This is a genomic window from Marinovum sp. E3, assembly GCF_055755275.1.
Genome location: NZ_JBVTQV010000003.1, coordinates 135817 through 160976, shown reverse-complemented (window position 1 = coordinate 160976; position 25160 = coordinate 135817). Strand labels below are relative to the sequence as shown.

Below are 25160 nucleotides of genomic sequence, written 5' to 3'. Positions count from 1 at the left end.
GCGCCGCAGAGCGTCCGCTGCCAGCTCTTTCACCCTGATCCAACAAGGAGACCCCCTGTGAAACATCTGAAATCCACCCTGCTGGCCAGCGTCCTGGCGCTGCCGCTGGCGGCCCCGGCGGCCTTGGCCGAAACCCCCGAAGGCGTGCTTGTCGTGGCGCAGAACATCGACGATATCGTCGCGCTCGACCCGGCCCAGGCCTATGAGTTCACCTCGGGCGAGCTGGTCACCAACCTCTATGACCGCCTAGTGCAATACGACGCCGAGGACACCACCGTCCTGGCCCCCGGCCTCGCCACGGACTGGCAGGCGGATGATGCCGCCAAGACCATCACCTTCACCCTGCGCGACGGCGCGACATTCGCCTCGGGCAACCCTGTGACCACCGAGGATGTGCTGTATTCCTTTGGCCGCGTCATCAAGCTGAACCTGACGCCGGCCTTCATCCTGGCCCAGCTCGGCTGGACCCCGGAGAATGTCGACCAGATGGTCACCGCCGAGGGCAACACCGTCACGGTGACCTATGACGGCGATTTCTCCTCTGCCTTCGTGCTCAACGTGCTGGCCTCGCGCCCGGCCTCGATCGTCGACAGCGCGCTGGTCCAGGAGCATGAGGTCGATGGCGACATGGGCAACGCCTGGCTGAACGAAAACTCCGCCGGCTCCGGCCCCTTCACGCTCGACCGCTACGCCCCGGCGCAGATGGTGCGCATGGGCGCCAACGAAAACTATTTCAACGGCGCGCCGGAAGTCGACAGCGTGATCATCCGCCATGTCGCCGAAGCCGCGACCCAGCAGCTTTTGCTGGAACAGGGCGATGTCGACATGGCGCGCAACCTGACCCCGGATCAGATCGCCTCGATCGACAGCGAAGAAATCAAGGTCGAGACCTTTCCGCAGGCCGCCGTCCACTTCCTGTCGTTCAACCAGAAAACCGAGAGCCTGACGCCGCCGGCAGTCTGGGAAGCGGCGCGCTATCTGGTGGATTACGAGGGCATGACCAACTCGATCATCAAGGGCCAGATGGACGTGCACCAGGCCTTCTGGCCCAAGGGCTTCCCCGGCTCTTATGACGAGACGCCGTTCACCTACGACCCGGAGAAGGCCAAGGCGATCCTCGACGAGGCCGGCGTCGAGACGCCGATCACCGTTTCGATGGATGTGATCAACGCCGCGCCCTTCACCGACATGGCGCAATCCTTGCAGGCCAGCTTTGCCGACGCCGGCATCAATTTCGAAATCCTGCCCGGCACCGGCAGTCAGGTGATCACCAAGTACCGCGAGCGCAGCCACGAGGCGATGCTGCTGTATTGGGGCCCCGACTTCATGGACCCGCATTCCAACGCCAAGGCCTTTGCCTACAACTCCGACAATTCCGACGGCTCTTATGCCGCCACCACCACCTGGCGCAACGCATGGGCGGTGCCGGAGGCGCTGAACAAGAAGACCATGGCGGCGCTCTCCGAGGCTGACCCCGAGGCGCGGCTCGACATGTACCGCGAGCTTCAGAAATCGGTGCAGGACAGCTCGCCCATCGTGATCATGTTCCAGGCGGCCTATCAGGTGGCGATGGATGATGACGTGACCGGATACGTCAACGGCGCGACTTCGGATTTCGTTTATTACCGTCTGGTCGACAAGGACTGACCACAAAACCGCAGGCTGCCGGTATCCCCGGCGCCTGCCCCATTTCAGCGACACCCATCGGAGCCCGCATGACCGCCTTTCCCCGCACCGCAACCCGCCTGGCCAACCTGCGCGCCCGCATGGCCGAGACCAGCACTGATCTCGTGGCGCTCGGGCCCTCGAGCCACATGGCCTGGCTCTCGGGCGTTCACCCGCATGGCGACGAACGGCCGGTGCTGCTGCTGGTCAGCCAGAGCCACGCCGGGTTTCTGATGCCGGCGCTGAACGCCGATGCCGCGCGCCGCGACACCGACCTGCCGTTCTGCGACTGGCGTGACGACGAAGGCCCGGACGCCGCGCTTGCCGCCCTGCTTGCCGCCTGCGACGCCACCGGCCCGGGCCTGTCGGTAGTGCTGGACGAGACCATGCGCACCGATTTCGCCCTGCGCCTGCTCGACGCGATGGACAGCCCCCGGCGCCGCTTTACCGAAGACACCGTCGGAGCGTTGCGCGCCGCCAAGGACGCCGGCGAAGACGCGGCGATCAAGGCCGCGCATCTGCTGAACGACAGCGCCGTCAAGGCCGCCTTTGCCGCCCTCGAGGAGGGCATCACCGAGCGCGAGGTGGTCGAATTGATCCAGGACCACTACAAGGCCAATGGTGCCAGCCTGGTGTTCTGTTCGGTCTGCTTCGGCGCCTCTTCCGCCTTTCCGCATCACACGCCGGGCGAGACCCCTCTCTCGCCGGATACGGCCGTGCTGATCGACACCGGCTGCCGGCTGAACGGCTATCCCTCGGACATGACGCGCTGCGGCTTCTTCGGCACGCCGGGCGAGGAATACACCAAGGTTTTCAATGTCGTGGAGGACGCGGTACAAGCCGCGCTGGAGGCGGCCAAGCCCGGCGTGCCGGCGCGTGACATCGACAAGGCCGCCCGCGAGGTGATCGCGGCGGCGGGCTATGGCGACCGCTTCCTGCACCGCACCGGCCACGGGCTGGGCATCGACGTGCACGAGCCACCCTATATCGCCGCCAATTCCGACGCGGTGCTGGCCGAGGGCAATGTCTTTTCGATCGAGCCCGGCATCTACATCAGCGGCGCCTTTGGCATTCGTCTGGAGGAAATCGTGATCCTGCGCGAAGACGGGCCCGAGATCTTCTCGGAAATGCCGCGCGACATGGTGCGCCCCGGCTGATCGGCGGCTGTCTCTGACGGAAATGACGGCGCCCCGCGGCGCCGTCGTCCTGCTCACGCCAGCTTTTCGGCGATCCGGTGCAAGAGCTTCTCGTGATCGGCATCGAAATTGCGAATGCCTTCGGCGAGTTTCTCGGTGGCCATGGCATCGGCATTCATCTTCCAACGGAACCGCGCCTCGTCGACCGCAAGCCGCGCGCGGCCAGTGGCTTTTTCCGGCGTCAGCATCCGCTCCAGCTCGGCCGTCTCGGCGTCAAGCTCTTGCAGCAGCCCTGGCGAAATCGTCAACCGGTCACAGCCGGCCAGCGCCTTGACTTGGCCGATATTGCGGAACGAGGCCCCCATGACGATGGTCTCGATCCCGTTGGATTTATAGTAGTCGTAGATTTCGCGCACCGAGAGCACGCCGGGATCTTCCTGGGCCGCAAAGGCGCGGCCGTCGCGGGCAGTGTGCCAATCGGTGATCCGGCCGACAAACGGCGAAATCAGCGCCACACCCGCATCGGCGCAGGCGGCGGCCTGGGTGAGCGAAAACAGCAGCGTCAGATTGCAATCCGTCCCCTCCTGCTGGAGGATTTCGGCCGCCCGGATGCCCTCCCAGGTGGCGGCCAGCTTGATGAAGAGCCTGTCACGTCCGACGCCGCGCTCGGCATAGGCGGCCACCAGCGCCCGCGCTTTGGCGACCGAGGCCGCGGTGTCGAATGACAGCCGCGCGTCCACCTCGGTCGATACCCGGCCCGGCACCAGCTTGGCCAGTTCGACGCCAACCCCGACGGTCAGCGCGTCAGCGATCTCGAGCGGGGTCTTCCCGGCCGCTCGGCCGGCCTCGATTTCCCGCGCCACCAGCTCTTCGAACGCCGGCATCTGAAGCGCCTTCAGGATCAGACTGGGATTGGTGGTGCAGTCGACCGGTTTCAACGCCCGGATCGCGGTGACATCGCCGGTATCGGCAACGACGGTCGTCATCTGCCGCAATTGGCTCAGGCTGGTTTGCATCAAGTCTCTCCATTGATCATTGGGGCCGCGCGGGTCTCACCCCTGACTCTCGGCCAGCGAAAAGGTCACATCGGCGGGCAGGCAAGCCGCGAGAATGCGGCGCGCGTTCGGCAGGTCGTTGCTTTCGGCCCGGGCCAGCGCCGCGTCGGGCGAATGGTCGTGATCGAGCCAGCGCTGCACCAGTCGGTCGCGCAGCACGTCGCCCGGCGTGTCGAGCCAGACCGACAGATCCCAGAGCGGCGCGAGCGCGGACCAGGGCGCCTCATTGAACAGCAGGTAATTGCCCTCGATGATCGCCACGTCGCATTCGGCCTCGATCACGGCAGCGCCGGCGATGGCCAGGTCGCGGCTCCGGTCGAACAGCGGATAGACAACCTCGCCACCGTCCTTCAGCCGCCGGATGAGATGAATGAAGCCATCGGCATCAAAGGTTTCCGGCGCGCCTTTGCGTGGCAGCAGGCCGCGGGCGGCGAGAATCTCGTTGTCGAGGTGAAAGCCGTCCATCGGGATGGCGCGCGCGCTGCGGCCGGCCTCGTTGACCGCCGCCGTCACATTGGCGGCAAGGATGGATTTGCCCCCGGCCGGCGCGCCGGCAATGGCGACCAGCCAGCGGCCGGGCTTTTTCGGCAGGCCAGCGATGCGCTGCGCCAGATCGGCAATCTTGCTCTGGGGAAAGGTGTCGGGCGTGATCATCTTCGGCGTCCGCTGGTTCGGCCCCGGCCGCCAGGCGACGACTCGGGCATTATGTGATCCGTCGATCACGGGTGGCTATGTATGCCAGAGTTGGGTCGTGAGTCAATTATTAATTCCTTCGAAAGTAATAATTGAGAGTAACACCACGGTCTTCTCTTGCCAATCCGCCAAGAGCTCCTACTATGCAGGCGGGAGCCAAACGAGGCAGACCAGACGGGGCAGAATCGTGAAGAATCAAACCGATACAGGGCCCGGAAGCCCGGCGTCAGCTCGCGAGGCGCTGCTGCGCTCCAACCCGCAAAAGGGTTCCAACCAGGTTGCCGTGCGCGACTATAACGAGCGGCTGATCCTGCAACTGATCCGCAGCCACGGCGAGCTGACCAAGGCCGAGGCGACTCAAGCGACCGGATTGTCGCCCAATGCGGTCTCGGTGATTTTCCGAACGCTGGAAGAGGAAAACCTCCTGATCCGCGGCACGCCTCAGCGCGGCAAGATCGGCCAGCCGTCGGTCCCAGCCCGGATCAACCCCGACGCGCGCCACTATCTCGGGCTGAGGATCGGGCGCCGGGGGTTCGACCTTGCCATCGTGGACTTTGCCGGTGCGCTGCGCGCGGTGCAGCACGACTTTCACCAATATCCCACGCCGGAGCGCAGCATCGCCTTTGTCAAAAGCGCCCTGCCGAAAGTGCTTCGCCGCGCCGGTCTGCACAAATCGGACATCTCGGGATTGGGCATTGCCATGCCCTGGGAACTCTGGAGCTGGACCGAGGAATTCGGCGCGCCGAGAGAAGAGATGGCGCGGTGGAAGTCGGTCGATATCCGGAGCGAAATAAGCCGGCTGGTGCCCTTTCCCGTCAGCATCGCCAATGATGCCACCGCCGCCTGCACCGGCGAATTGATGCATGGCGCGCATCTCGGACAATCCGACTTTGTCTATTTCTTTGTCGGCACCTTTGTCGGCGGCGGTATCGTTCTGAACTCCGGCATCTTTTTCGGCCGCCGGGGCAACGCCGGCGGCTTTGGGCCGCTGCGCGTGCCCGGCCGCCCCGGACGCGACCGGCTGGTCGATCACGCCTCGCTGACGGTGCTTGAGGAAATGCTGCGCGACGCCGGAGAAGACCCGGGCCGGGTGGCGCGCGATTCGTCCGTCTGGAAGGATTGTCCCGGGCCGGTTCAGGCCTGGATCGAGATCGCGGCGCATGGGCTGGCGCATGCCGCGGTGTCGTCGCTGGCATTGATCGATTTCGATGCGGTGGTGATCGACGGCGCCTTTCCCGAACATGTCCGCCGGGCGCTGGTGGCAGAGGTGAACCGCCAACTTGACGGCATGGACCTGCAAGGCGTGCTGCGGCCGGACTGCGAGGCCGGGCGGCTGGGCGGCATGGCCCGGGCAATCGGCGCCGCGACCCTGCCAATGTACCAGGATTACGCCATCAACCAGAACACCCTGATGCGGACCGGCCCGGCGCCGACGCAGCCGCCCGCGTCCTGAGATTCGGCGCGGCACTGGCCGGCGGTGCGGTCACACCATTATCCGGCGCGGGTCTTCCAGCAGCCCGCAAAGATACCGCATGAACCTGGCCGCATCGGCACCGTTGATCACCCGGTGATCGTAGCTGAGATCGAGCGGCAGCATCGGCACCGGGCGCGGGGTGTCGCCCTGCCAGAGCGTGGCGGTCTCGGTGCGGGAAATGCCCAGAATTGCCACCTCCGGCGGATTGACGATCGGCGTGAACCCCGTGCCGCCGATGCCCCCGAGCGAGGAGACGGTCATCGAGGCGCCGCCCATCTCCTCGGGCCCGATCCTGCGGTCCTGCGCCCGCGCGGCGAGGTCTGATATCTCGCCGGCGATCTGCCAGAGACCTGCCCTGTCGACGTCGCGCAGCACCGGCACCATCAGCCCATAGGCGGTGTCGACGGCAATGCCGACATGCACATAATCCTTCAGAACCAGCGTCTTGCCATCAGGGCTAAGCGAGGCGTTGAACCGCGGGAAGGCGCGCAAGGCCCGCGCCAGCGCCTTGATGTGGAACGCCAGCGCGGTCAGCTTGATATTGCGCTCTTTCGCCTCGGTTTTCAGCGTCCTGCGAAAACTTTCGAGGGCGGTGATATCGGCCCGGTCGTGATGTGTGACCTGCGGGATCATCGCATTGGCCGCGGCCAGATTGGCCGCCGCCGCCCGGGCAAAGCGGCTTGTCGGCTCTTCGGCGACCGGGCCAAAGGCGGCGTGATCCACCTCCCAATAGCTGTTTTCGCCCGAGGGCGCGGTGGCGCGCGAGGGGCGTTCCAGATCCTCGCGGGCGATGGTGGTCCGGCCCAGATCCTGCGCCAGTGTCTTCAGGTCGATTCCCCGTTGCAGGGCCAGCGCCCGAACCGAGGGGGCTGCGATAAAATCCGTCATTTCCGCCCCTTACCAGCTTGCCGAGATATACTGGGTTTCCATGAATTCGAGCATGCCCTCGTGCCCGCCTTCGCGGCCCAGCCCGGATTGCTTGACCCCGCCAAAGGGCGCCGCCGGGTCCGACACCAGACCGCGATTGAGCCCGACCATGCCATAGTCGAGCCGCTCGCAAACCTGCATTCCGCGTCTGAAATCCTCGGTGAAGACATAGGCCACCAGCCCGTATTCGGTGTCATTGGCGCGGGCGATCACCTCGTCCTGATCGGTGAAGGTCTGGATCGCGGCGACCGGGCCGAAGATTTCGTCATGGACACAATCCGCATCCGGCGCGACATTGGTCAGCACCGTGGGCGGATAGAAAAAGCCGGGGCCCTCGGGAACCTTGCCGCCCAGTCGCAATTCGGCGCCCCGGGCCATCGCATCCTCGACAAATGCCGCCACCTTGTCGCGGGTAGCGGCATTGACCAGCGGGCCGACGTCGATGTCCGCCTCGAGACCGTTGCCGACCTTCAGAGCGGCCATCCGTGCGGTGAGTTGCGCGGTGAAGGCCTCGGCCACCTCCGCATGCACATAGATCCGGTTGGCGGCGGTGCAGGCTTCGCCGAGATTGCGCATCTTGGCCAGCATGGCGCCAGCGACGGCGGTTTCCATGTCGGCATCCTCAAAGACGATCAAGGGCGCGTTGCCGCCCAGCTCCATCGCCGGCTTCAGCACCTGGTCGGCGGCGGATTTCAACAGCTTGCGGCCCACGCCGGTGGAGCCGGTAAAAGAGATCACCCGCACCCGCGGATCATGCAGCATGTGATCGACCAGCGCGCCGCTGCCAGTCGTCGGCAGCACGTTGACAAGGCCCGGCGGCACACCCGCCTCTTCCAGCAGCGGCATCAGCGCCAGCATGGTCAGCGGCGTTTCCGAGGCCGGCTTGATGATCACGCCACATCCCGCAGCCAGCGCCGGGGCGATCTTGCGGGTGCCCATGGCCGCCGGATAGTTCCAGGGCGTGACCAGTACGGCAAGCCCGACGGGTTTGTGCTGAACCACGATCCGCGCGCCGGAGGCCGGGGCCCGGGTGATCAGCCCGTCGGCGCGCACCGCTTCCTCGGCGAACCAGCGAAAGAACTCGGCGGCATAGCCCGCCTCGCCCATCGCATCGGCCCGCGCCTTGCCGTTTTCCCGGGTGATCAACCGGGCGAAGGCCTCCTGTCGCGCGGTCATCAGCTCCCACGCCTTGCGCAGCACTTCCGAGCGGTCGCGCGGGGTGCGGGCGGCCCAGTCCTTCATCGCGGCCTCGGCCGCGTCGAGCGCCGCATCGGCATCGGCGATCTCGGCCGAGGCGACCGAGGCCAGAACCCGTTCATCGGCCGGATTGATGACGTCGAACCGCGCGCCGCCGGCGCCCGGCACCCAGCGTCCGTTGATATAGAGATCGGTGCATTCCATGTTGGCCTCCATGGCTCAGAGCAGGTGGCGGAGTGGCTGTTCCATCCGGCCCGCGAATTCGGAAACAAGCGCCACGGCATCCGCCGCGCCCAGTTGATCCCCGGCGCATTCCAGCGTGACGACATGACCGCCGCCCGAGGGCGTCAGGGTCAGAACCGGCGCGTCCTCGGCCCCGAGGGCGAGGCTGCTGATCCGGCTGAGCCGCAGATCCCGCAAGCGAAGGTCGGGCACGGCATCGGGCGGCGCCTCTGACACGCCCGACAGCGGACCGGCGGCGGTGACATAGAACCGGGTGGCGCCGAGGCGCTCGACCGCGACGATCGCGCCCGGCTTGCCCAGGCTTGCCGCCGCCATGCCGGCGAGCAGCGCCGCCGGGTCCGTCAGCCCGGCGCTGTCGGCGGCCCAGGCGGCGAAATCGGCAAATCCGTCGGCCGGGATCTCGGCGGTGAGACGTCGCGACACCGCCGGCGCCGCCTCGGCACTTGCGGCGGGCAGCGCCCGCAGCACCTCGAGATCGGCGACGTGATAGGGCTGCGGATGGCCGGCCCGGGCCAGGCGCGACAGGTCGAGCCCCTGTTCCAGCGCCAGACGCCGGGCCTTGGGTGAAGCGAGAATACGGCCGGTCCGCGAAGCCGGCGGCGACGTTTGCGCCGGCGCGTTGGACTTCGCCTTTGCTGGCGCCGGCGAAGGCGATTTTTCCGTCGGCTCCACCTTGGCCGCCGGAACCGCGCCACGGCTCTTCTGCACCGGGGTGCCGGGCTTTTCCGCCACGATCACCGCGATGGTCTCGCCGACCGGCGCCTCTTCTCCGGCCTCGGCCAGCAGCGCCGCGACGTAGCCGTCGAATCCGGCCTCGACCTCCATTGTGGATTTGTCGGTCTCGACTTCGAACAACACGTCCCCGGCGGCAACCTGCTCGCCCGGCGCCTTGTGCCAGGCGACGATCACCCCGCTGTCCTGCGCCATGCCAAGCGCCGGCATGATCACGTTGTCGCCCTCGGGCACGGGCTCCGGCGTGACGGATGGCGCCGAACCGGAACCCTCAGCGCCCTGCCCCGCGTCAGAGCTCGCGCCGATCAGCGCGATCACCTCGCCCACCGGCACCTCGGCCCCGGCCTCGGCGCCGATATGGGTGACAAAACCCTCGGCGCCGGCGGGAACCTCCATCGTCGCCTTGTCGGTCTCGACCTCGAACAGCACGTCATCGGCGGCGACCGCCTCGCCCAGTGCCTTGTGCCAGGCGACAATCACCCCGCTGTCCTGCGCCATGCCGAGCGCCGGCATGATCACCTCATGCGGGGGCAGACCCGAGGTTTCATTCCGCGGCATGGATCATCTCCCCCGCCATCAGCTTGCGCGCCTGCGCCGCCACGCTCTCGGGGGTCGGCACGGTGATATCCTCGAGCGCCGGCGAGAACGGCACCGGCACATCCATCGCCCCCATGCGCAGCACCGGCGCGTCGAGGTGATAAAATGCCTGTTCATTGATCCGGGAGGCGATCTCGCCGGTCACCCCGTAACTCTGGTGGCCTTCGTCCACCACGATCACGCGCGAGGTCTTGCGTGCGGATGCCAGCAGCGTCGCCTCGTCCAGCGGCACGATGGTGCGCGGGTCGATCACCTCGGCGCTGATCCCCTCCTGGGCGAGGAGATCGGCGGCGGCTTCGCAGACCTGCACCATCGACGAGGTGCCGATCAGGGTAATGTCGCGGCCCTCGCGCTTGATATTGGCGGCGCCGAAGGGGATCAGGAATTCCTCTTCCGGCACCGGAGCCTTGTCGTTGTACATCAGCTTGTCTTCGAAGATCACCACCGGATTGTCGTCGCGGATGGCGGTCTTCATCAGCCCCTTGGCCTCATAGGCCGACGAGGGCATGGCGACCTTGAGCCCCGGTATATGCGCAACCAGCGCATGCAACGACTGGGAATGCTGCGCCGCCGAACGGCGGGTGGCGCCGAGATTGGTGCGCAGCACCAGCGGCACGTTCAACTTGCCGCCCGACATGTAATGGGTTTTCGCTGCCTGATTGCAGAGCTGATCCATGATCAGATAGATGAAATCGCCGAACATCAGGTCGACGACGGGGCGCGTGCCGGTCATCGCCGCGCCGACGGCGAGGCCCATGAAGCCCGGCTCGGCGATCGGCGTATCCACCACCCGCGCGGTGCCGAACTCCTCGACCAGCCCCGAGAGCACCTTGAACGGCGTGCCGGCCTCGGCCACATCTTCGCCAATGATGAACACGCGCTCGTCGCGGCGCATTTCCTCGGCCAGGGCTTCGTTCACGGCCTGGGACAGGGTGATTTGTCGCATCGGTTCCTCCTCAGGCCGGGCTGCGCGCCAGCGCGTGTGTCACATCGGTGTAGACATGCATGTCCACCTCGTAGACGTCGGGGTATCGGGCCGCCAGCGCATATTCGACGGCGGCGGTTGCATCGGCCTTGATCTCTTCGTTCATCGCCTCGATCTCGTCTTCGCCGGCGATGCCTTCCTCGACCAGCCAGGACCGGAACCGGATGATCGGGTCGCGATTGTCCTTCCAGTCCTTCTCTTCGTCCTTGGAGCGGTAATATTCGCGGTTGATGTCGCCCACGTGGTGACCGTGATAGCGATAGGTCATCAGCTCCAGAAAGAACGGCCCTTCGCCCTTGCGGGCGCGTTCGACCAAGGTGCGGGTCAGCGCATTGACCGCCAGCACATCCTGCCCATCGACCTGATGCGCCTCGATGCCGAAGGCCTCGGCGCGGGCGCAGATCGAGCCGGCGGCGATTTCCTCGGTCCGGGTATATTCGGAATAGCCGTTGTTTTCGCAGGCGTAGATGACCGGTAGATGCCAGAGCGCGGCCATGTTCATCACCTCGTACATCAGCCCCTGCGCCGTGGCGCCATCCCCAAAGAAACAGACGGTGACGTCCTCCTTGCCCAGCAACCTGGCGGTAAAGGCCGATCCGGTGGCGATGCCCATCGAGCCGCCGACAATGGCATTGGCACCCAGGTTGCCGTTGGACTGGTCGGCGATATGCATCGAACCGCCCTTGCCCCGGCAATAGCCCTCTTCCTTACCCAGAAGCTCGCAGAACATCTCGCGGAATGCCGCGCCCTTGGCGACGCAATGGCCGTGGCCGCGATGGGTCGAGGTGATCTTGTCGGTCACCTTCAGCGCCTCGCAGATGCCCACGGCGACGGCTTCCTCGCCGGAATACATATGGGTCAGCCCCGGCATCTTGGCCGAGAGGTAAAGCTTGTTCGCATTGTCCTCGAAGGTGCGGATGCGCACCATCTGGCGGTACATGCGCAGGTAGTCTTCGGTGTTGGTTTTCTTGGTCATAATGTCCCCCTGCGGCGCGCCGGTCAGTAGCGGTTGGCAATCGGCAGGTCTTGTGCCGGAAAGAGCGAGATCACCTCGCAGCCGGTGTCGGTCACCACCACCTCCTCCTCGATCCGCGCGGCGGAAAAGCCGTCGGCGGCGGGGCAATAGGTCTCGAGCGCAAAGACCATGCCGGTCTGGATTTCCATCGGGTTGTCGAGCGAGACCGCGCGCGAGATGATCGGGCGTTCGTGCAGCGCCAGCCCCAGCCCGTGGCCGAATTGCAGGCCGAAGGCCGACAGCTCGTCGGGAAAGCCGAATTCATGCGCCTCGGGCCAGAGCCGAGCCACCTGATCGGTCGTCACGCCCGGCTTGATCGCTTCGATCGAGGCGTCGATCCATTCGCGCGCCTTGACATAGGCATCCTGCTGCGCGGGCGTCGACGTGCCGATATTGAAGGTCCGGTAATAGCAGGTGCGATAGCCCTGATAGGATTGCAGGATATCGAAAAACGCCTGATCGCCGGGGCGGAACAGCCGGTCGGTGAAATTATGCGGATGCGGGTTGCAACGCTCGCCGGAAATGGCGTTGATCGCCTCGACATCGTCCGATCCCATCTCGTAGAGCAGCTTGTTCGACATCGCGACGATGTCATTCTCGCGGATGCCCGGTTTCAGCTCTTCGTAGATCATGTGATAGACGCCATCGACCATGCTGGCTGCCTGGGTCAGAAGCTGGATCTCGTCCCAGTTCTTGATCTCGCGGGCGCCGAGCATGATCTGCTGGCCGTCGACCACGTTGAGCCCGGCCTCCTTGAGCGCGTGAAACATCGCCGTTTCGGCATAATCCAACCCCACCGGCATATCCTTCATGCCGGCGTCCTCGATCAGCCCGGCAATCTCTTCGGCGTATTTCTTCATCAACCCGAAGCTGGGCGGGATCGTGCCCCGCATGCCGACGACACCGGCGCGGCAATGATCGGGGATCAGCCAGTCCGAGAACTTCTTGTGGTGCACTGCGGCGGAGCCGAAATCCCAGACGTAAGGCGCATCGTCGCCGGTCAGCAGGCAGAAACGGCACATCTTGTCGCGTTCCCATTCGCCGATCTTGGTGGCCGAGACATAGCGGATGTTGTTGACGTCAAACAGCAGAAGCGAGCCGGCATCGCTGGCCTGGAGCGCCTGACGGGTGCGGCTCAGCCGGTAGCGGCGCAGGCGGTCGTGGTCGATCCGGCGTTCGAAATCCACCGAGGAAAACCCCAGGGCAGGCAGGCGGCCTTGCCATTGCCAGTTGGGGTCAAGGTCCTGCGGGGTGAGGACATTGGGGGTCAGGGCGCGGTTCATGGCAATACTCCTTGGGGCGCGTGTCGGCACGCACCGGATGGTCGGTCTGTTGCGGAAAGGGCGGCGGCGCTGGCGCCGCTCAGGGCGTCACTGGATGCACCAGCCGCCGTCGATGTGGATCATCTGGCCGGTCATGTAGTCGCTGTCGTCGCTGGCCAGAAAGGACGCGGTGCCGGTGATGTCCTCGGGATAGGACACCCGCTTGATCTGAAGCGCGTCGCGCACGATGTCGTCATAGGCCTGGCCCTCGCGCTCCTTGAAGCCGATGTCCACGAGGTCCTTGTCGAGCTGTTCCCAGAGCGGCGTCACCACCACGCCGGGCGCATAGCCATTGACGGTGATCTTGTGCTCCGAGAGCCCCAGCGCGCCGCAATGGGTCAGCGCCAGACAGCCGTATTTGGAGGTGCAATAAACTGTCACATCGACCAGCGGCTTGCGCGAGGCGATGGAGCCGACGTTGATGATCTTGTAGGGGTGATCCTTCATCGGGCCCTGGGCGATCATCTGGCGGGCGGTTTCCTGCATGCCAAGCCACATCGCCTTGGTGTTGACGTTCATGATCATGTCCCAGTTGTCTTCGTCGATATCCATGAAGAACCGGGGCTTGTTGAGACCAGCATTGAAGAGCCCGACGTTGATCGACCCGAAGGCCTCGACCGTGGCTGCGACGGCGGCGGCATTGTCGGCGCGCCGGGTGACATCGGCGCTGACCGCGATCGCCCGGCCGTTTCCGGCGGCGTTGATCTGATCGGCCATCTCCTGCGCCGCATCACCGTCGAGATCGGCGATGCAGACATTGGCGCCCTGCGCGGCGAAGGCTTCGGCATTGGCCGCGCCCATGCCACGGGCGGCGCCGGTGATCAGGATGTTCTTGCCTTTCAGGCGGTCGGGGTCCATGGCTCTCTCCTCCTCAGATCAGGATGGTCCGGTTGTGTCGATCAGCGCCTCGGCCCGCTCCTGGGCGCGGCGCAGCGCATCGCGCGGCGCGGTCAGCCCGCGCAGCATGTCGTGGAATTCCTCGCCGCAGATCTGGATGATGCCGGTGATCTCGGGCACCGGCGGGCGCGGCCAGAATTGCAACTCGTCGCGCCAGGACATGGCGTCCACCGCCTCGAAAATCGGCGAGGCGCGGCGCACTTCGGCATCGGAGGCCACGGAATAGCGCGGGTTGGTGCGGCTGCCGTTCTGGACAAAGAGCTTCTGCGCCTCGGGGCTGGTAAAGACGCGCAACGCCTCGGCCGCGGCCGGCACCCGCTCGGGGGCCAGATTGGCCGGGATGCCCATCACATAGCCGCCCACCGGCGCCACATTCGTGGCGCCCGGCCCGTGCGGATGCGGCAGATAGCCGGTCTGGCCATAAGCCGGCGACGAGGGATCAAGCTCGAAATAGGGGGCGAGCAGGGTGTAGCCATAGGCCATGGCGATCTTGCCGGCGGCAAAGGGCCGCACCCGTTCGTACCAGGACATCGACAGAATGTCGGGCGGCGAATAGCGCAGCAGCTCCATCAGGAAGTCCGCCGCCAGCAGCCCCTTGTCGGTGTCGATGGTGACGCGATAGCCGCGGTCGGCCAGCCCGTCGGTGTCAAAGCCGCCGGCAGCTTCCGGCAGATCGAGCACCGGCTGGCCGAAATCCGCCAGAGTCATCAGGAAGGTATGGCCAAGCGCGGTGCCCCGGGCCGCGTTCCAGGCGATGCCATAGCGGCCTTTCTGCGGGTCGTGCATCCGCCGCGCGGCCTCGAGCAGCTGGTCGGTCGTGCCCGGCGGTTCCAGCCCGGCCTCAGCAAAGAGGTCGCGGCGATAGAACAGCAGCTCGGGCGTGGTCTGGGCGGGCACGCCATAAGGCCGGCCACCCCAATGGGCCGCCTTCCAGCCGGCGGTGTGAAAATCGGCCGGATCGACGGCCGCGACATCGATCACGTCATCCAGCGGCATCAGAACCGACTTGTCGGCAAATTCGCCAACCCAGGGCAGATCGAGCGCGATGATGTCATAGCGGCTCGCCTTGCGTTCGGCATTGCGCAAGGCTTCCTCGCGCAGCCGGTCGATTGAAAAGGCGCGCTGGTGAATCTGCGTGCCGATCACCTGTTCAAACTGGCGTTTGAGGTTCTCCATCACCATGAAGGTCGGGTCGCCATGCACGAGCACCCGAATGCCGCCCGCCACCTTCAACGGCTCGGGCAGTACCTGGATCGGCGGAATCGAACGGGCGGTCATGTAAGAGCCGCCAAAGTAATAGTCGCGGTCCTCGGCGGCCTTGGCCCCGGAGCCGAAATAGGTCTCGGTCAGCCGGCGCACCCGGCCCGAGATCCGGGTCCATTGATCCATCATCTTGTCGCTGGGATGCATCGAGAAGCTCTTGCCCGACTTGGTGCGCGGCCGCTGGTCGATCAGCCCGGCATCGATCATCTCCTTCAGCCGCCGGCTGGCGGTGGCATAAGGCACATTGGCGGCGGCGATCAGCGAGGTGGGCGTGACGATCTTGGCCTCCAGGTGCCCCTTGATCACATGCAGCGCCATGCGGAACACCGGGTTCGGGGCGTTGAGCTCGATGGTGTGGTCGAGCTCGTCGCTGCAATCCTCCAGATAGGACAGAATCTGAAGCATCTCGCCCGAGGCAAGCTGGGTCTGCATGCGGGTGTCCGTATGTGTGCCCATTGCATTCATCTCGGGAGACCAGCCCTTTCGTGTCGCCTGGGGCCTTCCGGCCGCGGTTTCGCTCAATTTGGATGATCTGGATTTGCCCATGCCATCACCTCCCGCAGATTGTTCAAATTGATCGTTGCAGCGTATCGCGAAATTATCCAATTTGGATACGCAGGCGCTCATTTTGGACATTTTCGCTAAGTTCCCGAACCGGGAGACGGCGCACTCTGTCGTCAGTCGTCCGGCGCACCGGATGATGATTCCCCGAGGAGGAGGGGGATTGGCCTTGTCACAGGCCGTGAACGAGACAACCCGGGAGGAGACCCAAATGACACTTCGCAGAGTTCTTGCCGCGTCCGCCGCCACTGCCGCGCTTGCCGGTGCCGCGTTCGCGGGCGGCCATGGCGGCTACAAGATCGGCATCACCCAGAACAACGTCGGCGTCGACAGCTACCAGACCACCTATGAAAAATCGTTCATTGCCGCGGCCGAGGCCAACCCCGATGTCGAAGCCGTGGTGCTCGACGCCGGCGGCGACGTCGCCCGCCAGATCGCCCAGATGGAAGACCTGATCCAGCAGGAGGTCGATGCCATCATCATCTGGCCGACCAATGGCGAGGCGGTGATCCCCGCCGTCCGCAAGGCGCACAAGGCCGGCATCCCGGTGATCGTGACCAATTCCAACATCGCAGAGGAAGGTTTCGATTTCGTGGCCTCCTTCTCGGGCCCCGACAATATCACCCAGGGCTCGCGCTCGGCCGAGATCATGTGCGACAAATTCAAGGAGATGGGCATCGAAGACGAGGCCCGCGTGGTGCAGATCTCGGGCCAGCCCGGCTATACCACCGCCATCGAGCGCCAGAAGGGTTTTGACGACCGCCTGCCCGAGGTCTGCCCGAACGTGACATTAGTCGAGACCCAGCCGGGCGACTGGAACCGCGAGAAATCGCAGAAGGTGATGGAAGCCTTCCTGGTCAAATACGATGACATCGACGGTGTCTATTCCGGCGACGACAACATGGGCGTCGGCGCCCTGAATGCCGCCAAGGCTGCCGGCCGCGACGGCATCATCTTTGTCGGCGCCACCAATTTCTCGGTCGGCTACGAGGCGATGGAGCGTGGCGAATACTGGGGGTCGATCTACCAGTCGCCGGTGGACGACGCCGAAGCCGCGCTGAAGACCGCGGTCGATGTGCTCGAGGGCAAGGAGGTGCCCTTCCTGAACTACTTCGACACGCCGAAGATCACCCAGGACAACATGGGCGACTACACCAAACCGGTGTTCTGAGGCCTTCAGGGTCTGCCTCGGGCGCGGCCTTGGCCCGCGCCCGTTTTCACCGAACGTTGTCACCCCAGGGAGGCGAGCATGGGCCGAGTGTCGAACCGTTCCTGCATCGTGACCGGCGCCGCGCGCGGAATCGGCCGCGCCATCGGCGAAGCGCTGCTCGACGAGGGCGCAGACGTCTGCTTTGCCGATATCAACGGCGATCTGGTGCAACAGGTCGCCGACCGGAACGCGCCGCGCGCCGCCGAGACCGGCGGCAAGGTGACCTGGGCCGCCGTTGATGTCGCCGACCGCGCCCAGGTGCGCGCCATGATCGACAAGGCGGTGGCCGTCTTCGGAAAGCTCGACGTCAAGTTCAACAATGCCGGCGTCAACAAGCCGATGAATTTTCTCGAAGTAACCGAGGACAACTGGAATTTCATCATGCGCGTCAACGGGCTGGGCTGCATGATCGGCATGCAGGAGGCGGCCAAGCAATTCATTCGCCAGGGCACGCCGGGCAAGATCATCAACACCGCCTCTATCGCCAGCCGCCAGGGGTTTGACAATGTCGCGCCCTATTGCGCCAGCAAATGGGGCGTTGTTTCGCTGACCCAATCCGGCGCGCGCGATCTGGCGAAACATGATATCACCGTCACGGGTTTTGCGCCGGGCGTCGTGGCCACCGAAATGTGGGAAGAGGTCGACCGCGACCTGCTGGCCATCGGTGCGGCGCAGAAACCGGGCCAGGCGATGGAGGAGTTTTCCGCCGAGATCCTCCGGGGCCGCGTCGCCAGGCCGGAGGACATCACCGGCACGACAACTTTTCTGGCCTCGCGCGACAGCGATTACATGACCGGCCAGATCGTGATGATCGACGGCGGCATGACTTTGGTCTGAGCGGGGCGCTCCGCAGGCAGGGGCGCCACCGCTCGGCTGGTTGAAAGGAACGGCGCCGGGAGCGCGCCGCAGGGGAGGACCGCATGACAAGCGTCACCAAGACACAGATCGGGGGCTTTCTGGCCCGCCAGGGCATCCTGGTGGCCTTCGCGCTCTTTATCATCGGGTTCACGCTGGCCAATCAGCGCTTTCTGGACCCTGACAACATCCTGGGCGTGGTCCGGTCCTCGGCCATTCTCGGCGTCATGGCGCTGGGGGTGACCTTCGTGGTCATCAGCGGCAATCTCGACCTGTCGGTCGGTTCGATGATGTCGTTCTCGACCATCGTGGTGCTCGACCTGCACGACAAGCTCGGCCCGACGCTGGCAATCCCGGCGATGTTCGCCATGACCCTCTGCCTCGGCGCCTTCATCGGCTTTCTGGTGGGATATCTCAAGCTCAACTCGCTGATCGTCACCCTGGGCATGCTCTCGGCGATCCACGGGCTGACGCTGACCTATTCCGGCGGCCAGAACATGGACATCGCCGACAAGGCGGGAACCTGGTTTTCGGTCTTCGGCCAAGGCGAGGCCCTGGGCATCCCGGTGCCGATCCTGATCTTTCTGCTGCTGGCCGCCGTGCTGGGAACAATCCTGGCCCGGACGCCCTTCGGCCGCAAGGTCTATGCGGTGGGCGGCAATGGCACTGCGGCCACCTTTTCCGGCATCCGACGGGCGCGCGTGGTCTTCGCCTGCTACCTGATGTCGGCCTTCTGCGTGGCCACCGCCGGGCTGATCCAGGCCAGCCGTTCGCTGGGCTCGCAGAACACCGTCGGCCAGGGGCTGGAGCTGGAGGTTCTGGCGGCGGTGATCCTTGGCGGCGCATCGCTTCTGGGCGGGTCGGGCACGATCTTCAAGACCGTGATCGGCGTGCTTATCCTGGGCTTCATCCAGAACGGCCTGCTGCTGGTCGGCCTGCAATTCTATGTCCAGTATGTGGTGACCTGGGTGATCATCATCCTCGCCGTCTGGCTCGATGTCGCGGCCAAACGCGGCAAGCTCTTGTCGCCGATCGCCTGAAGGAGGATGACAATGCAACCCGGAACGCTTTCGACCTTTCTCAAGCGCGGCGCCATCTGGGGCTTTATCGTGCTCGAGCTGATCTTCTTTTCGGTGGCGGGCGAGTTCCTGTCGCTGAGCGAAAAGGCCTTCATGGATTTCGACAACATGCTGCTGCTGTTCAAGCAGTCGGCGCCGATCGGCATCATCGCCATGGGCATGACGGTGATCATGATCAACGGCAATATCGATCTCTCGGTCGGCGCCACCTATGCGATCTGCGCCATCGTTCTTTTGGATGCGATGAGCTGGCCGGTCTTTGCCGGTCTCGGCGATGCGGTGATCCCCGTGGCCTGGCTGCTGGCGCTGCTGACCGGGGTTGCCCTGGGCGCGCTGAACGGGCTGATCGTCTGGAAAACCGGGGTCGATGCCTTCATCGTCACCCTCGGCTCGATGCTCGGCTATCGCGGGCTGGTCTTCATGTACAACGGCGAACAGCCGACCTCGCATCTCAACTGGACATTGGTGGATTTCGCCGAGGCGCAGTTTCTCTGGCTGCACACGGCCACCTGGTTTCTGCTGATCGTGACGGCGGTGATCTGGTTCCTGATGAACCGCACGGTGCACGGCCGCAACGCCTATGCCATCGGTGACAACCGCGAAGCGGCAGTCAATGCCGGTATCCGGGTCGGGCCGCACATGATGATCAACTTCATGATCATCGGCTTTCTGGCGGCGCTCTCGGCGGTGGTGTTCTATTCCGAAAGCGGCTCGGTCAATCCCAATGACGGCGAGCTCTACGAGCTCTGGGTGATCACGGCCGTGGTGCTGGGCGGCACCAAGCTGGCCGGCGGCGCGGGTTCGATCGTATCGACCTTTGGCGGCGTGCTGGCAATCCAGCTGCTGCGCAAGGGGCTGGCCCATATCGGTGCCGATACATCCACGGTGAACCTCGTCATCGGCCTGATCCTGATCGCGGTGCTGTTTCTCGACAGGCAGCTGAACGTCAAGGGCAAAGAGGAGCTGAAGATATGACCGATGACACCCCTGCCCTGCGGCTCGAAGGCATCGTCAAGACCTTTCCCGGGGTGCGTGCGCTCGACGGTGTGTCGTTCTCCGTCATGCCGGGCGAAGTGCATGCGTTGATGGGCGAAAACGGCGCCGGAAAATCCACCCTGATGAAGGTGCTGGGCGGCATTCACCAGCCGGACGCCGGCAAGATCATCGTTGGCGAGCGACCGGTCGTCATGTCCGGCCCGCTCGAAGCCAAGGCCAAGGGCATCGTCTTCATCCACCAGGAGTTGAGCCTCGCCGAAGAGCTGACGGTGGCCGAGAACATCTATCTGGGCGAATTGCCGCGCAAGCGCTTCGGGCTGGTCGACTGGGACCGGCTATATGCCCGCACCGATGCGATCCTGAAAAAGCTCAAGGTGAGCTTCGACGCCCGGACCCGGGTTGGTGACCTTTCGATTGCCAACCAGCAGATGGTCGAGATTGCCCGCGCCCTGACGGTCGAGGCCAAGGCGGTGATCTTCGACGAGCCCACCGCCTCGCTCACCGATGCGGAAAAGGTGGTTTTGTTCGACGTGATCGCCGATCTGCAATCCGCCGGGGTCGGCATCATCTATATCTCGCACCGGATGGAGGAAATCTTCAAGATCACCGACCGGATCAGCGTGCTGCGCGACGGCCAGTATCGCGGCACGCTCGACACCGCCGAGACCACCGAGGAAGAGGTCACCCAGCTGATGATCGGCCGCAGTCTCGACCTCAGCCGCAATGTCAGCCATCACACGCTTGGCGACGTGGCGCTTGAGGTGCGCGGGCTGTCCTGCGGGCCGCTGTTTCAGGAAATCGATTTCGAGGTGCGCAGCGGCGAGGTGGTGGGGTTCTACGGGCTGGTCGGCGCGGGACGCACCGAGATTGCCGAGACCCTGTTCGGCCTGCGCGACCCCTCTGCCGGCAGCATCTTGCTCGATGGGGCAGAGGTGCGCATCAACTCCCCGGCCGACGCCATCGCCCTCGGCATTTCGCTTGTGCCCGAGGATCGCAAAGGCCAGGGGCTGGTGCTGGGGATGAACTGCCGTGACAACATGACCCTGCCGCAGGTCGACGATCTCACGGCCGGGCCCTTCGTCGCCGAAGGCTCCGAGGTGGCGATTTTCGACCAGTACCGCGACAAGCTCGACATTCGCACGCCGGGCTGGAAACAGCTCGTCGGCAATCTCTCCGGCGGCAACCAGCAGAAGATCGTGATCGGCAAATGGCTGTCGATGCATCCGCGCGTCCTGATCGTGGATGAGCCGACGCGGGGCATCGATGTCGGATCGAAATCCGAAATCCACAATCTGATCCGCGATCTGGCCGCACAGGGCTATGCGGTGATCGTGATCTCTTCGGAGATGCCCGAGGTGCTGCATGTCAGCGACCGGATCGTCGCGATGTATTCCGGCCGGATCATGCGGACCTTTACCTCTGACGAGGTCACCGAAGACAATCTGATCCAGGCGATCTCCGGGATCGGCAGCACCGGGCGGGTGGCCTGACGCCGGCCTGCCCGGGCCGTTCTGCTTTGCGGTCGCGGGATGCGCGATTGACTATCCTGCGGTTGTCACGGCTAGTGGCAGCCAGACCGGAGGGAGGATCATCGTGGAAAGATTCGGGATTTACACCGCACTGCTGACACCGTTCACCGAGCGTGGCGACATCGATACCGACCTCCTTGTCCGGCACGCCGAAGCCCTGTTGGCCGAGGGTGCGGACGGCGTGGCGCTTTATGGCACGACCGGCGAAGGCGCCTCGATCGGCCGGCAGGCGCGTCAGCGCGGCATCGACGCGCTGACCAATTCCGCCGTGCCGCGCGCGCGCATCGTGCTGGGCATCTGTGCCCCGTCGGTCGAAGATGCGGCAACGCAGGTCGAGGAAGGGCTGGCGCAGGGGATCGAGAATTTCCTGCTGCTGCCGCCGTTCTACTTCAAAGGCAACGGTGATGACGGGCTTTACGACTGGCACGCCGAATTGTTCGCCCGTTGCGACAGCCGCGCAAGGTTCATCCTCTATCATATTCCCCAGGTCACGGGCGTCCCGCTTTCGGTCGCCCTGGTCGGCCGGCTGGTCGCCGATTTCCCCGCGCGCATCCGTGCGATCAAGGACAGCTCCGGCGACTGGGGCAACGCCGAGGCCCTGCTCGGCCTCAACACGATTCCGGTGCTGATCGGCGACGAACGCCTGCTGCACCGTGCGGCGGCCCTGGGCGGCGGCGGGGCGATTTCGGGCGTCGCCAACCTCTGCCCCAGGCGGCTGAAACAGCTTTTCGACAGCGCCACGGAAGACCGCGCCCTGTCAGAAGAGGTCACCCGGATTGTCTCGGTGCCGGTGATCCCGGCGCTCAAGGCGATGCTGGCAGAGAAATCCGCCGAACCCGCCTGGGAGCGTCTGCGCGCGCCTTTGACGCCACTCAACAACAGTCAGCGCGCCGTGGTGATCCCGGCGGGCTGACGCTCAATATTCGATCCGCGCCAGCCGCCGCAGCTCTTCCGGCGTCGTCGACGGCAGGCAAAAGAATTCGAGGTAGGCAGGGATCTGCTCGAACAGCATGTCGGTGCCGACCTGGGTCTCGCAGCCCCTGGCACGAGCGGCGGCCAGTAACGGCGTTTCCCGCACCTTCATCACCACCTCGCCCACCAGGGTCGTCGGGTCGATCCGCTCCGGGTCCAGCGGCAGCGGATCGCCCGGCCGCATGCCCAGCGGCGTCGCGTTGACCACGATGTCAAAGCCCGCGGGATCCTTCGATCCGGTCAGGATCTCGCACGCGGGATAATGCTGCCGCAGCCGCGCCCCGAGCCCCTCGGCGGCCCCGGCACTGACGTCATGCAGGCCGATGCGCGCCGCCCCTGCCGCCGCAAGCGAGGCGGCAATCGCAGAGCCCACGCCGCCGGCTCCGACCACCAGCGCCGACGCGCCTGCGACCCGTCGGCCCTTGCGCAGCACGCCGCGAACAAAACCTTCGCCGTCGAACATGTCGCCGACAAGTCGGCCTTCGTCATCGCGCCGCACCGCGTTGCAGGCCCCGCAGATCCGCACCGCAACGCTCGCCTGATCAAGCAGGCCTACGGTGGCAACCTTGTGCGGCATGGTGACCAGCGCACCGCCGATGTTGCGCAGCCGGAACACCAGCCGCAGGAAGTCGGGAAAATCGCCCACCTCGCAACCCATCGGCACGACCGCCGCATTGATGCCGCGATGGGCGAACCACGGGTTGTAGATCATCGGCGCCTTGAAGCTCTCGGTCGGCACGCCGAGATGCGCGATGAGGCGGGTCTGTCCGTTGATATCGACCATTCCACCGCTCCCGATAGCCAGATCACGGGCCGGCCCGCGAACGGGCCAACAAATCGATCTTCATATGACATTAGACATTTCGTCGGATATTTTTTCTAGCGATGACGGTGCGGCTTGTCTACAATTCCCTCATGAAACATCCATCCGACGACCAGACGATCTCTACCACGGTCTTTGACGCGCTGCGTCGGGACATCGTGTTCTGCAATCTCAAGCCCGGCGAAAAGCTGAAGCTGGAGGCGCTGAAAGCCCGTTACAACGCAAGCGTTTCGACCCTGCGCGAAGTGCTCAACCGCCTAGTGTCGGAACGGCTGATCGAAACCAGCGGCCAGCGCGGATTTTTTGTCGCCGGGGTCTCGCGGCAGGAGCTGCGGGAAATCGCCGATCTGCGGATCCTGCTGGAATCTCATGCGATGGACCTGTCATTTGCCGCCGGCGATACCGAATGGGAAGGCCAGGTCGTGGCCGCGCATCACAAGCTTCACCGCATGGAAGAACGCATGCTGGCCAACGATCTCTCGGCTCGCGAAGAGTGGAAGCGCTACGATTGGGAGTTCCATCAGGCGCTGATCAGCGCCTGCGGCTCGGCCTCGTTGATGGCGGTGCATGGCAATGTCTTTGATCGCTACCTGCGCTACCAGATGCTGGCTCTGACCTTCCGAGGCGCGATTGCCGTCGAGCAACATCAACAGCTTATGCAGGCGGCCCTCGACCGCGACGGGGCGCGTGCGAAGGAGGTTCTGCGGCGCCACATCGACGGCGGAGTCGAAGACAGCCTGGCAGCCAATCCGCCGGTCTGGGCGCCCGATCCATAACACCATACAAAATGAAAATCGTATGAGATTTCTTTATTCAACGGAAATTTTTGACTTCATGCGTTGATTCGAATCGAAGAATGTGCGACCTGACACTATGACCGCATAAAAAAGCGGCATCTCGTGTCACCACTGGGAGGAATCTGATGACCACGAAATTTGCCCGCCGTTCGGTGATGGCGGCCGCCCTGGCCACCGCGACCGCATTGGCCTTTACCCCCGCCGCCGCACAGGACAAGATCAAGCTGCGCCTGTCCGCCGTGTCGTCCGATACCGATCAGCGCGCTGTCGCGCTGCTGGAAAAATTCGGCCCGATGGTCAGCGAGATCGCCGATTTCGAGCCGCATTGGAACGCCACGCTTTTTGCCCAGGGCACCGAACTGGAAGCCATTGCCGTGGGCGATCTGGAAATGTCGATCACCTCGGCACAGGAACTGGCGACGTTCTTCCCCGAATTCTCGATCTTTACCGCCGGCTATGTGCATCAGGACGCGGCGCATCAGGTGGCGGTGTTCAACGATCCGCTGATGGATGACTTCAAACAGAAGGCCGAGGACGAGCTGGGCGTCAAGCTTCTGACCGTGATGTATCTCGGCCGCCGCCAGGTGAACCTGCGCCAGACCAAGGATGAGCTGACCGTCATGACCCCGGAGGATCTGGCCGGTGTGAACCTGCGGATGCCGGGCACCGACGCCTGGCAGTTCCTCGGCCGCGCGCTTGGCGCGAACCCGACGCCGATGGCCTTTACCGAGGTATATACCGCGCTCTCCACCGGCTCGGTCGATGGCCAGGACAATCCGCTGCCCACGGTGGTGGATGCCAAATTCTACGAGGTGACCAACCAGATCGTCCTGACCTCGCACCTGGTCGACCTGAATTATCTGGCGCTCTCCAAGGCGACCTGGGACAGCATGACGCCGGAACAGCAGGAGGTGGTGCAGGCCGCTGCCGATGCCACCGCCGAATTCGCGCGCGAGAACCAGCTTCAGAAGGAAGCCGAGCTGGGCTCTTTCCTCGAAGAGCAGGGCCTCGCCGTTTATGAGCCCGATGTCGCGGCCTTCCGCGAGCGGGTGCAGACTATGTATCTCGACAGCGAATATGCCGAGACCTGGCCCGAGGGTCTGCTCGAGAAGATCAACGCCCTGGGCAATTGATCTA

General features: G+C 64.8%; 22 protein-coding genes. 11 read left to right on the top strand and 11 right to left on the bottom strand.

Going from position 1 to position 25160, the window contains the following annotated elements; all coding sequences use genetic code 11:
• Nucleotides 1-57 precede the first annotated feature (57 nt).
• Entirely contained in the window at nucleotides 58-1647 is a 1590-nt protein-coding gene (locus AC0J5K_RS20000) for an ABC transporter substrate-binding protein (protein WP_283639085.1), read from the top strand.
• Nucleotides 1648-1715: 68 nt separating this feature from the next.
• Nucleotides 1716-2822 (top strand): M24 family metallopeptidase, encoded by a 1107-nt coding sequence (locus AC0J5K_RS19995; RefSeq protein WP_274590294.1) that lies wholly within the window; start codon nucleotides 1716-1718, stop codon nucleotides 2820-2822.
• 53 nt (nucleotides 2823-2875) lie between these two features.
• Here AC0J5K_RS19995 and tal read toward each other — a convergent pair whose 3' ends face one another.
• Nucleotides 2876-3817, bottom strand: coding sequence for a transaldolase (gene tal / locus AC0J5K_RS19990; protein ID WP_420398528.1), 942 nt, complete (start codon nucleotides 3815-3817; stop codon nucleotides 2876-2878).
• 36 nt (nucleotides 3818-3853) lie between these two features.
• Nucleotides 3854-4510, bottom strand: a complete 657-nt coding sequence (locus tag AC0J5K_RS19985; protein WP_074837162.1) for a nucleoside/nucleotide kinase family protein — start codon at nucleotides 4508-4510, stop codon at nucleotides 3854-3856.
• 226 nt (nucleotides 4511-4736) lie between these two features.
• Here AC0J5K_RS19985 and AC0J5K_RS19980 point away from each other — a divergent pair, with 226 nt between their 5' ends.
• The gene (locus AC0J5K_RS19980) at nucleotides 4737-6002 is read left to right on the top strand and encodes an ROK family transcriptional regulator (protein ID WP_048534909.1); all 1266 of its coding nucleotides are present in this window, start codon (nucleotides 4737-4739) and stop codon (nucleotides 6000-6002) included.
• A gap of 30 nt (nucleotides 6003-6032) precedes the next feature.
• Here the strand turns inward: AC0J5K_RS19980 and AC0J5K_RS19975 are convergent, their stop codons facing one another.
• From AC0J5K_RS19975 to AC0J5K_RS19940, 8 genes are all read right to left on the bottom strand, one after another.
• Complete coding sequence (locus tag AC0J5K_RS19975) at nucleotides 6033-6911, bottom strand: 2-oxo acid dehydrogenase subunit E2 (RefSeq protein ID WP_420398529.1); 879 nt, start codon at nucleotides 6909-6911, stop codon at nucleotides 6033-6035.
• 9 nt (nucleotides 6912-6920) lie between these two features.
• A complete protein-coding gene (locus tag AC0J5K_RS19970; RefSeq protein WP_283639083.1) occupies nucleotides 6921-8351 on the bottom strand; it encodes an NAD-dependent succinate-semialdehyde dehydrogenase in 1431 nt (476 codons plus the stop codon).
• Between the two features lie 15 nt (nucleotides 8352-8366).
• Nucleotides 8367-9680, bottom strand: coding sequence for a biotin/lipoyl-containing protein (locus AC0J5K_RS19965; RefSeq protein ID WP_274590297.1), 1314 nt, complete (start codon nucleotides 9678-9680; stop codon nucleotides 8367-8369).
• Nucleotides 9667-10665: an alpha-ketoacid dehydrogenase subunit beta gene (locus tag AC0J5K_RS19960; protein WP_283639081.1), complete on the bottom strand. Its 999-nt coding sequence runs from the start codon at nucleotides 10663-10665 to the stop codon at nucleotides 9667-9669. Before AC0J5K_RS19960 ends, AC0J5K_RS19965 begins: the two co-directional genes overlap by 14 nt.
• 10 nt (nucleotides 10666-10675) lie before the next feature.
• A complete protein-coding gene (locus AC0J5K_RS19955) occupies nucleotides 10676-11680 on the bottom strand; it encodes a thiamine pyrophosphate-dependent dehydrogenase E1 component subunit alpha (protein ID WP_420398530.1) in 1005 nt (334 codons plus the stop codon).
• 23 nt (nucleotides 11681-11703) lie between these two features.
• On the bottom strand, nucleotides 11704-13002 hold the full coding sequence (locus AC0J5K_RS19950; protein WP_283639079.1) for a M24 family metallopeptidase: 1299 nt from the start codon (nucleotides 13000-13002) through the stop codon (nucleotides 11704-11706).
• Between the two features lie 87 nt (nucleotides 13003-13089).
• Complete coding sequence (locus AC0J5K_RS19945) at nucleotides 13090-13899, bottom strand: SDR family NAD(P)-dependent oxidoreductase (protein WP_420398531.1); 810 nt, start codon at nucleotides 13897-13899, stop codon at nucleotides 13090-13092.
• Between the two features lie 18 nt (nucleotides 13900-13917).
• Nucleotides 13918-15666: an extracellular solute-binding protein gene (locus tag AC0J5K_RS19940; RefSeq protein ID WP_473009926.1), complete on the bottom strand. Its 1749-nt coding sequence runs from the start codon at nucleotides 15664-15666 to the stop codon at nucleotides 13918-13920.
• A gap of 307 nt (nucleotides 15667-15973) precedes the next feature.
• Between AC0J5K_RS19940 and AC0J5K_RS19935 the strand changes: the two genes are divergently transcribed.
• The 6 genes from AC0J5K_RS19935 to AC0J5K_RS19910 all read left to right on the top strand — a co-directional run bounded on the left by AC0J5K_RS19935 (nucleotide 15974) and on the right by AC0J5K_RS19910 (nucleotide 22344).
• Nucleotides 15974-16933 (top strand): sugar ABC transporter substrate-binding protein, encoded by a 960-nt coding sequence (locus tag AC0J5K_RS19935; protein ID WP_048534898.1) that lies wholly within the window; start codon nucleotides 15974-15976, stop codon nucleotides 16931-16933.
• Nucleotides 16934-17011: 78 nt separating this feature from the next.
• On the top strand, nucleotides 17012-17809 hold the full coding sequence (locus tag AC0J5K_RS19930) for an SDR family NAD(P)-dependent oxidoreductase (RefSeq protein ID WP_048534896.1): 798 nt from the start codon (nucleotides 17012-17014) through the stop codon (nucleotides 17807-17809).
• Nucleotides 17810-17892: 83 nt separating this feature from the next.
• A complete protein-coding gene (locus AC0J5K_RS19925; RefSeq protein ID WP_048534895.1) occupies nucleotides 17893-18867 on the top strand; it encodes an ABC transporter permease in 975 nt (324 codons plus the stop codon).
• A gap of 12 nt (nucleotides 18868-18879) precedes the next feature.
• A complete protein-coding gene (locus tag AC0J5K_RS19920) occupies nucleotides 18880-19881 on the top strand; it encodes an ABC transporter permease (protein WP_048534893.1) in 1002 nt (333 codons plus the stop codon).
• A complete protein-coding gene (locus tag AC0J5K_RS19915) occupies nucleotides 19878-21392 on the top strand; it encodes a sugar ABC transporter ATP-binding protein (protein WP_274590300.1) in 1515 nt (504 codons plus the stop codon). Before AC0J5K_RS19920 ends, AC0J5K_RS19915 begins: the two co-directional genes overlap by 4 nt.
• 103 nt (nucleotides 21393-21495) lie before the next feature.
• The gene (locus AC0J5K_RS19910; protein WP_420398533.1) at nucleotides 21496-22344 is read left to right on the top strand and encodes a dihydrodipicolinate synthase family protein; all 849 of its coding nucleotides are present in this window, start codon (nucleotides 21496-21498) and stop codon (nucleotides 22342-22344) included.
• A gap of 3 nt (nucleotides 22345-22347) precedes the next feature.
• Here AC0J5K_RS19910 and AC0J5K_RS19905 read toward each other — a convergent pair whose 3' ends face one another.
• Nucleotides 22348-23187, bottom strand: coding sequence for a shikimate dehydrogenase family protein (locus AC0J5K_RS19905; RefSeq protein WP_274590302.1), 840 nt, complete (start codon nucleotides 23185-23187; stop codon nucleotides 22348-22350).
• A gap of 131 nt (nucleotides 23188-23318) precedes the next feature.
• Between AC0J5K_RS19905 and AC0J5K_RS19900 the strand changes: the two genes are divergently transcribed.
• On the top strand, nucleotides 23319-24002 hold the full coding sequence (locus AC0J5K_RS19900; protein WP_048535118.1) for a GntR family transcriptional regulator: 684 nt from the start codon (nucleotides 23319-23321) through the stop codon (nucleotides 24000-24002).
• Nucleotides 24003-24148: 146 nt separating this feature from the next.
• The gene (gene dctP, locus AC0J5K_RS19895; protein WP_048534888.1) at nucleotides 24149-25156 is read left to right on the top strand and encodes a TRAP transporter substrate-binding protein DctP; all 1008 of its coding nucleotides are present in this window, start codon (nucleotides 24149-24151) and stop codon (nucleotides 25154-25156) included.
• The last annotated feature ends 4 nt before the right edge of the window (nucleotides 25157-25160 follow it).

What these genes read in the sequence shown, in the direction of transcription:
- AC0J5K_RS19940 (WP_473009926.1), bottom strand. Translation starts at nt 15,666, where the DNA reads ATGAATGCAATGGGCACACATACGGACACCCGCATGCAGACCCAGCTT.
- AC0J5K_RS19970 (WP_283639083.1), bottom strand. Translation starts at nt 8,351, where the DNA reads ATGGAATGCACCGATCTCTATATCAACGGACGCTGGGTGCCGGGCGCC.
- AC0J5K_RS19985 (WP_074837162.1), bottom strand. Translation starts at nt 4,510, where the DNA reads ATGATCACGCCCGACACCTTTCCCCAGAGCAAGATTGCCGATCTGGCG.
- AC0J5K_RS19975 (WP_420398529.1), bottom strand. Translation starts at nt 6,911, where the DNA reads ATGACGGATTTTATCGCAGCCCCCTCGGTTCGGGCGCTGGCCCTGCAA.
- AC0J5K_RS19920 (WP_048534893.1), top strand. Translation starts at nt 18,880, where the DNA reads ATGCAACCCGGAACGCTTTCGACCTTTCTCAAGCGCGGCGCCATCTGG.
- AC0J5K_RS19930 (WP_048534896.1), top strand. Translation starts at nt 17,012, where the DNA reads ATGGGCCGAGTGTCGAACCGTTCCTGCATCGTGACCGGCGCCGCGCGC.
- AC0J5K_RS19955 (WP_420398530.1), bottom strand. Translation starts at nt 11,680, where the DNA reads ATGACCAAGAAAACCAACACCGAAGACTACCTGCGCATGTACCGCCAG.
- AC0J5K_RS19965 (WP_274590297.1), bottom strand. Translation starts at nt 9,680, where the DNA reads ATGCCGCGGAATGAAACCTCGGGTCTGCCCCCGCATGAGGTGATCATG.
- AC0J5K_RS19915 (WP_274590300.1), top strand. Translation starts at nt 19,878, where the DNA reads ATGACCGATGACACCCCTGCCCTGCGGCTCGAAGGCATCGTCAAGACC.
- AC0J5K_RS19925 (WP_048534895.1), top strand. Translation starts at nt 17,893, where the DNA reads ATGACAAGCGTCACCAAGACACAGATCGGGGGCTTTCTGGCCCGCCAG.
- AC0J5K_RS19945 (WP_420398531.1), bottom strand. Translation starts at nt 13,899, where the DNA reads ATGGACCCCGACCGCCTGAAAGGCAAGAACATCCTGATCACCGGCGCC.
- dctP (WP_048534888.1), top strand. Translation starts at nt 24,149, where the DNA reads ATGACCACGAAATTTGCCCGCCGTTCGGTGATGGCGGCCGCCCTGGCC.
- tal (WP_420398528.1), bottom strand. Translation starts at nt 3,817, where the DNA reads ATGCAAACCAGCCTGAGCCAATTGCGGCAGATGACGACCGTCGTTGCC.
- AC0J5K_RS19905 (WP_274590302.1), bottom strand. Translation starts at nt 23,187, where the DNA reads ATGGTCGATATCAACGGACAGACCCGCCTCATCGCGCATCTCGGCGTG.
- AC0J5K_RS19900 (WP_048535118.1), top strand. Translation starts at nt 23,319, where the DNA reads ATGAAACATCCATCCGACGACCAGACGATCTCTACCACGGTCTTTGAC.
- AC0J5K_RS19935 (WP_048534898.1), top strand. Translation starts at nt 15,974, where the DNA reads ATGACACTTCGCAGAGTTCTTGCCGCGTCCGCCGCCACTGCCGCGCTT.
- AC0J5K_RS19960 (WP_283639081.1), bottom strand. Translation starts at nt 10,665, where the DNA reads ATGCGACAAATCACCCTGTCCCAGGCCGTGAACGAAGCCCTGGCCGAG.
- AC0J5K_RS19995 (WP_274590294.1), top strand. Translation starts at nt 1,716, where the DNA reads ATGACCGCCTTTCCCCGCACCGCAACCCGCCTGGCCAACCTGCGCGCC.
- AC0J5K_RS19950 (WP_283639079.1), bottom strand. Translation starts at nt 13,002, where the DNA reads ATGAACCGCGCCCTGACCCCCAATGTCCTCACCCCGCAGGACCTTGAC.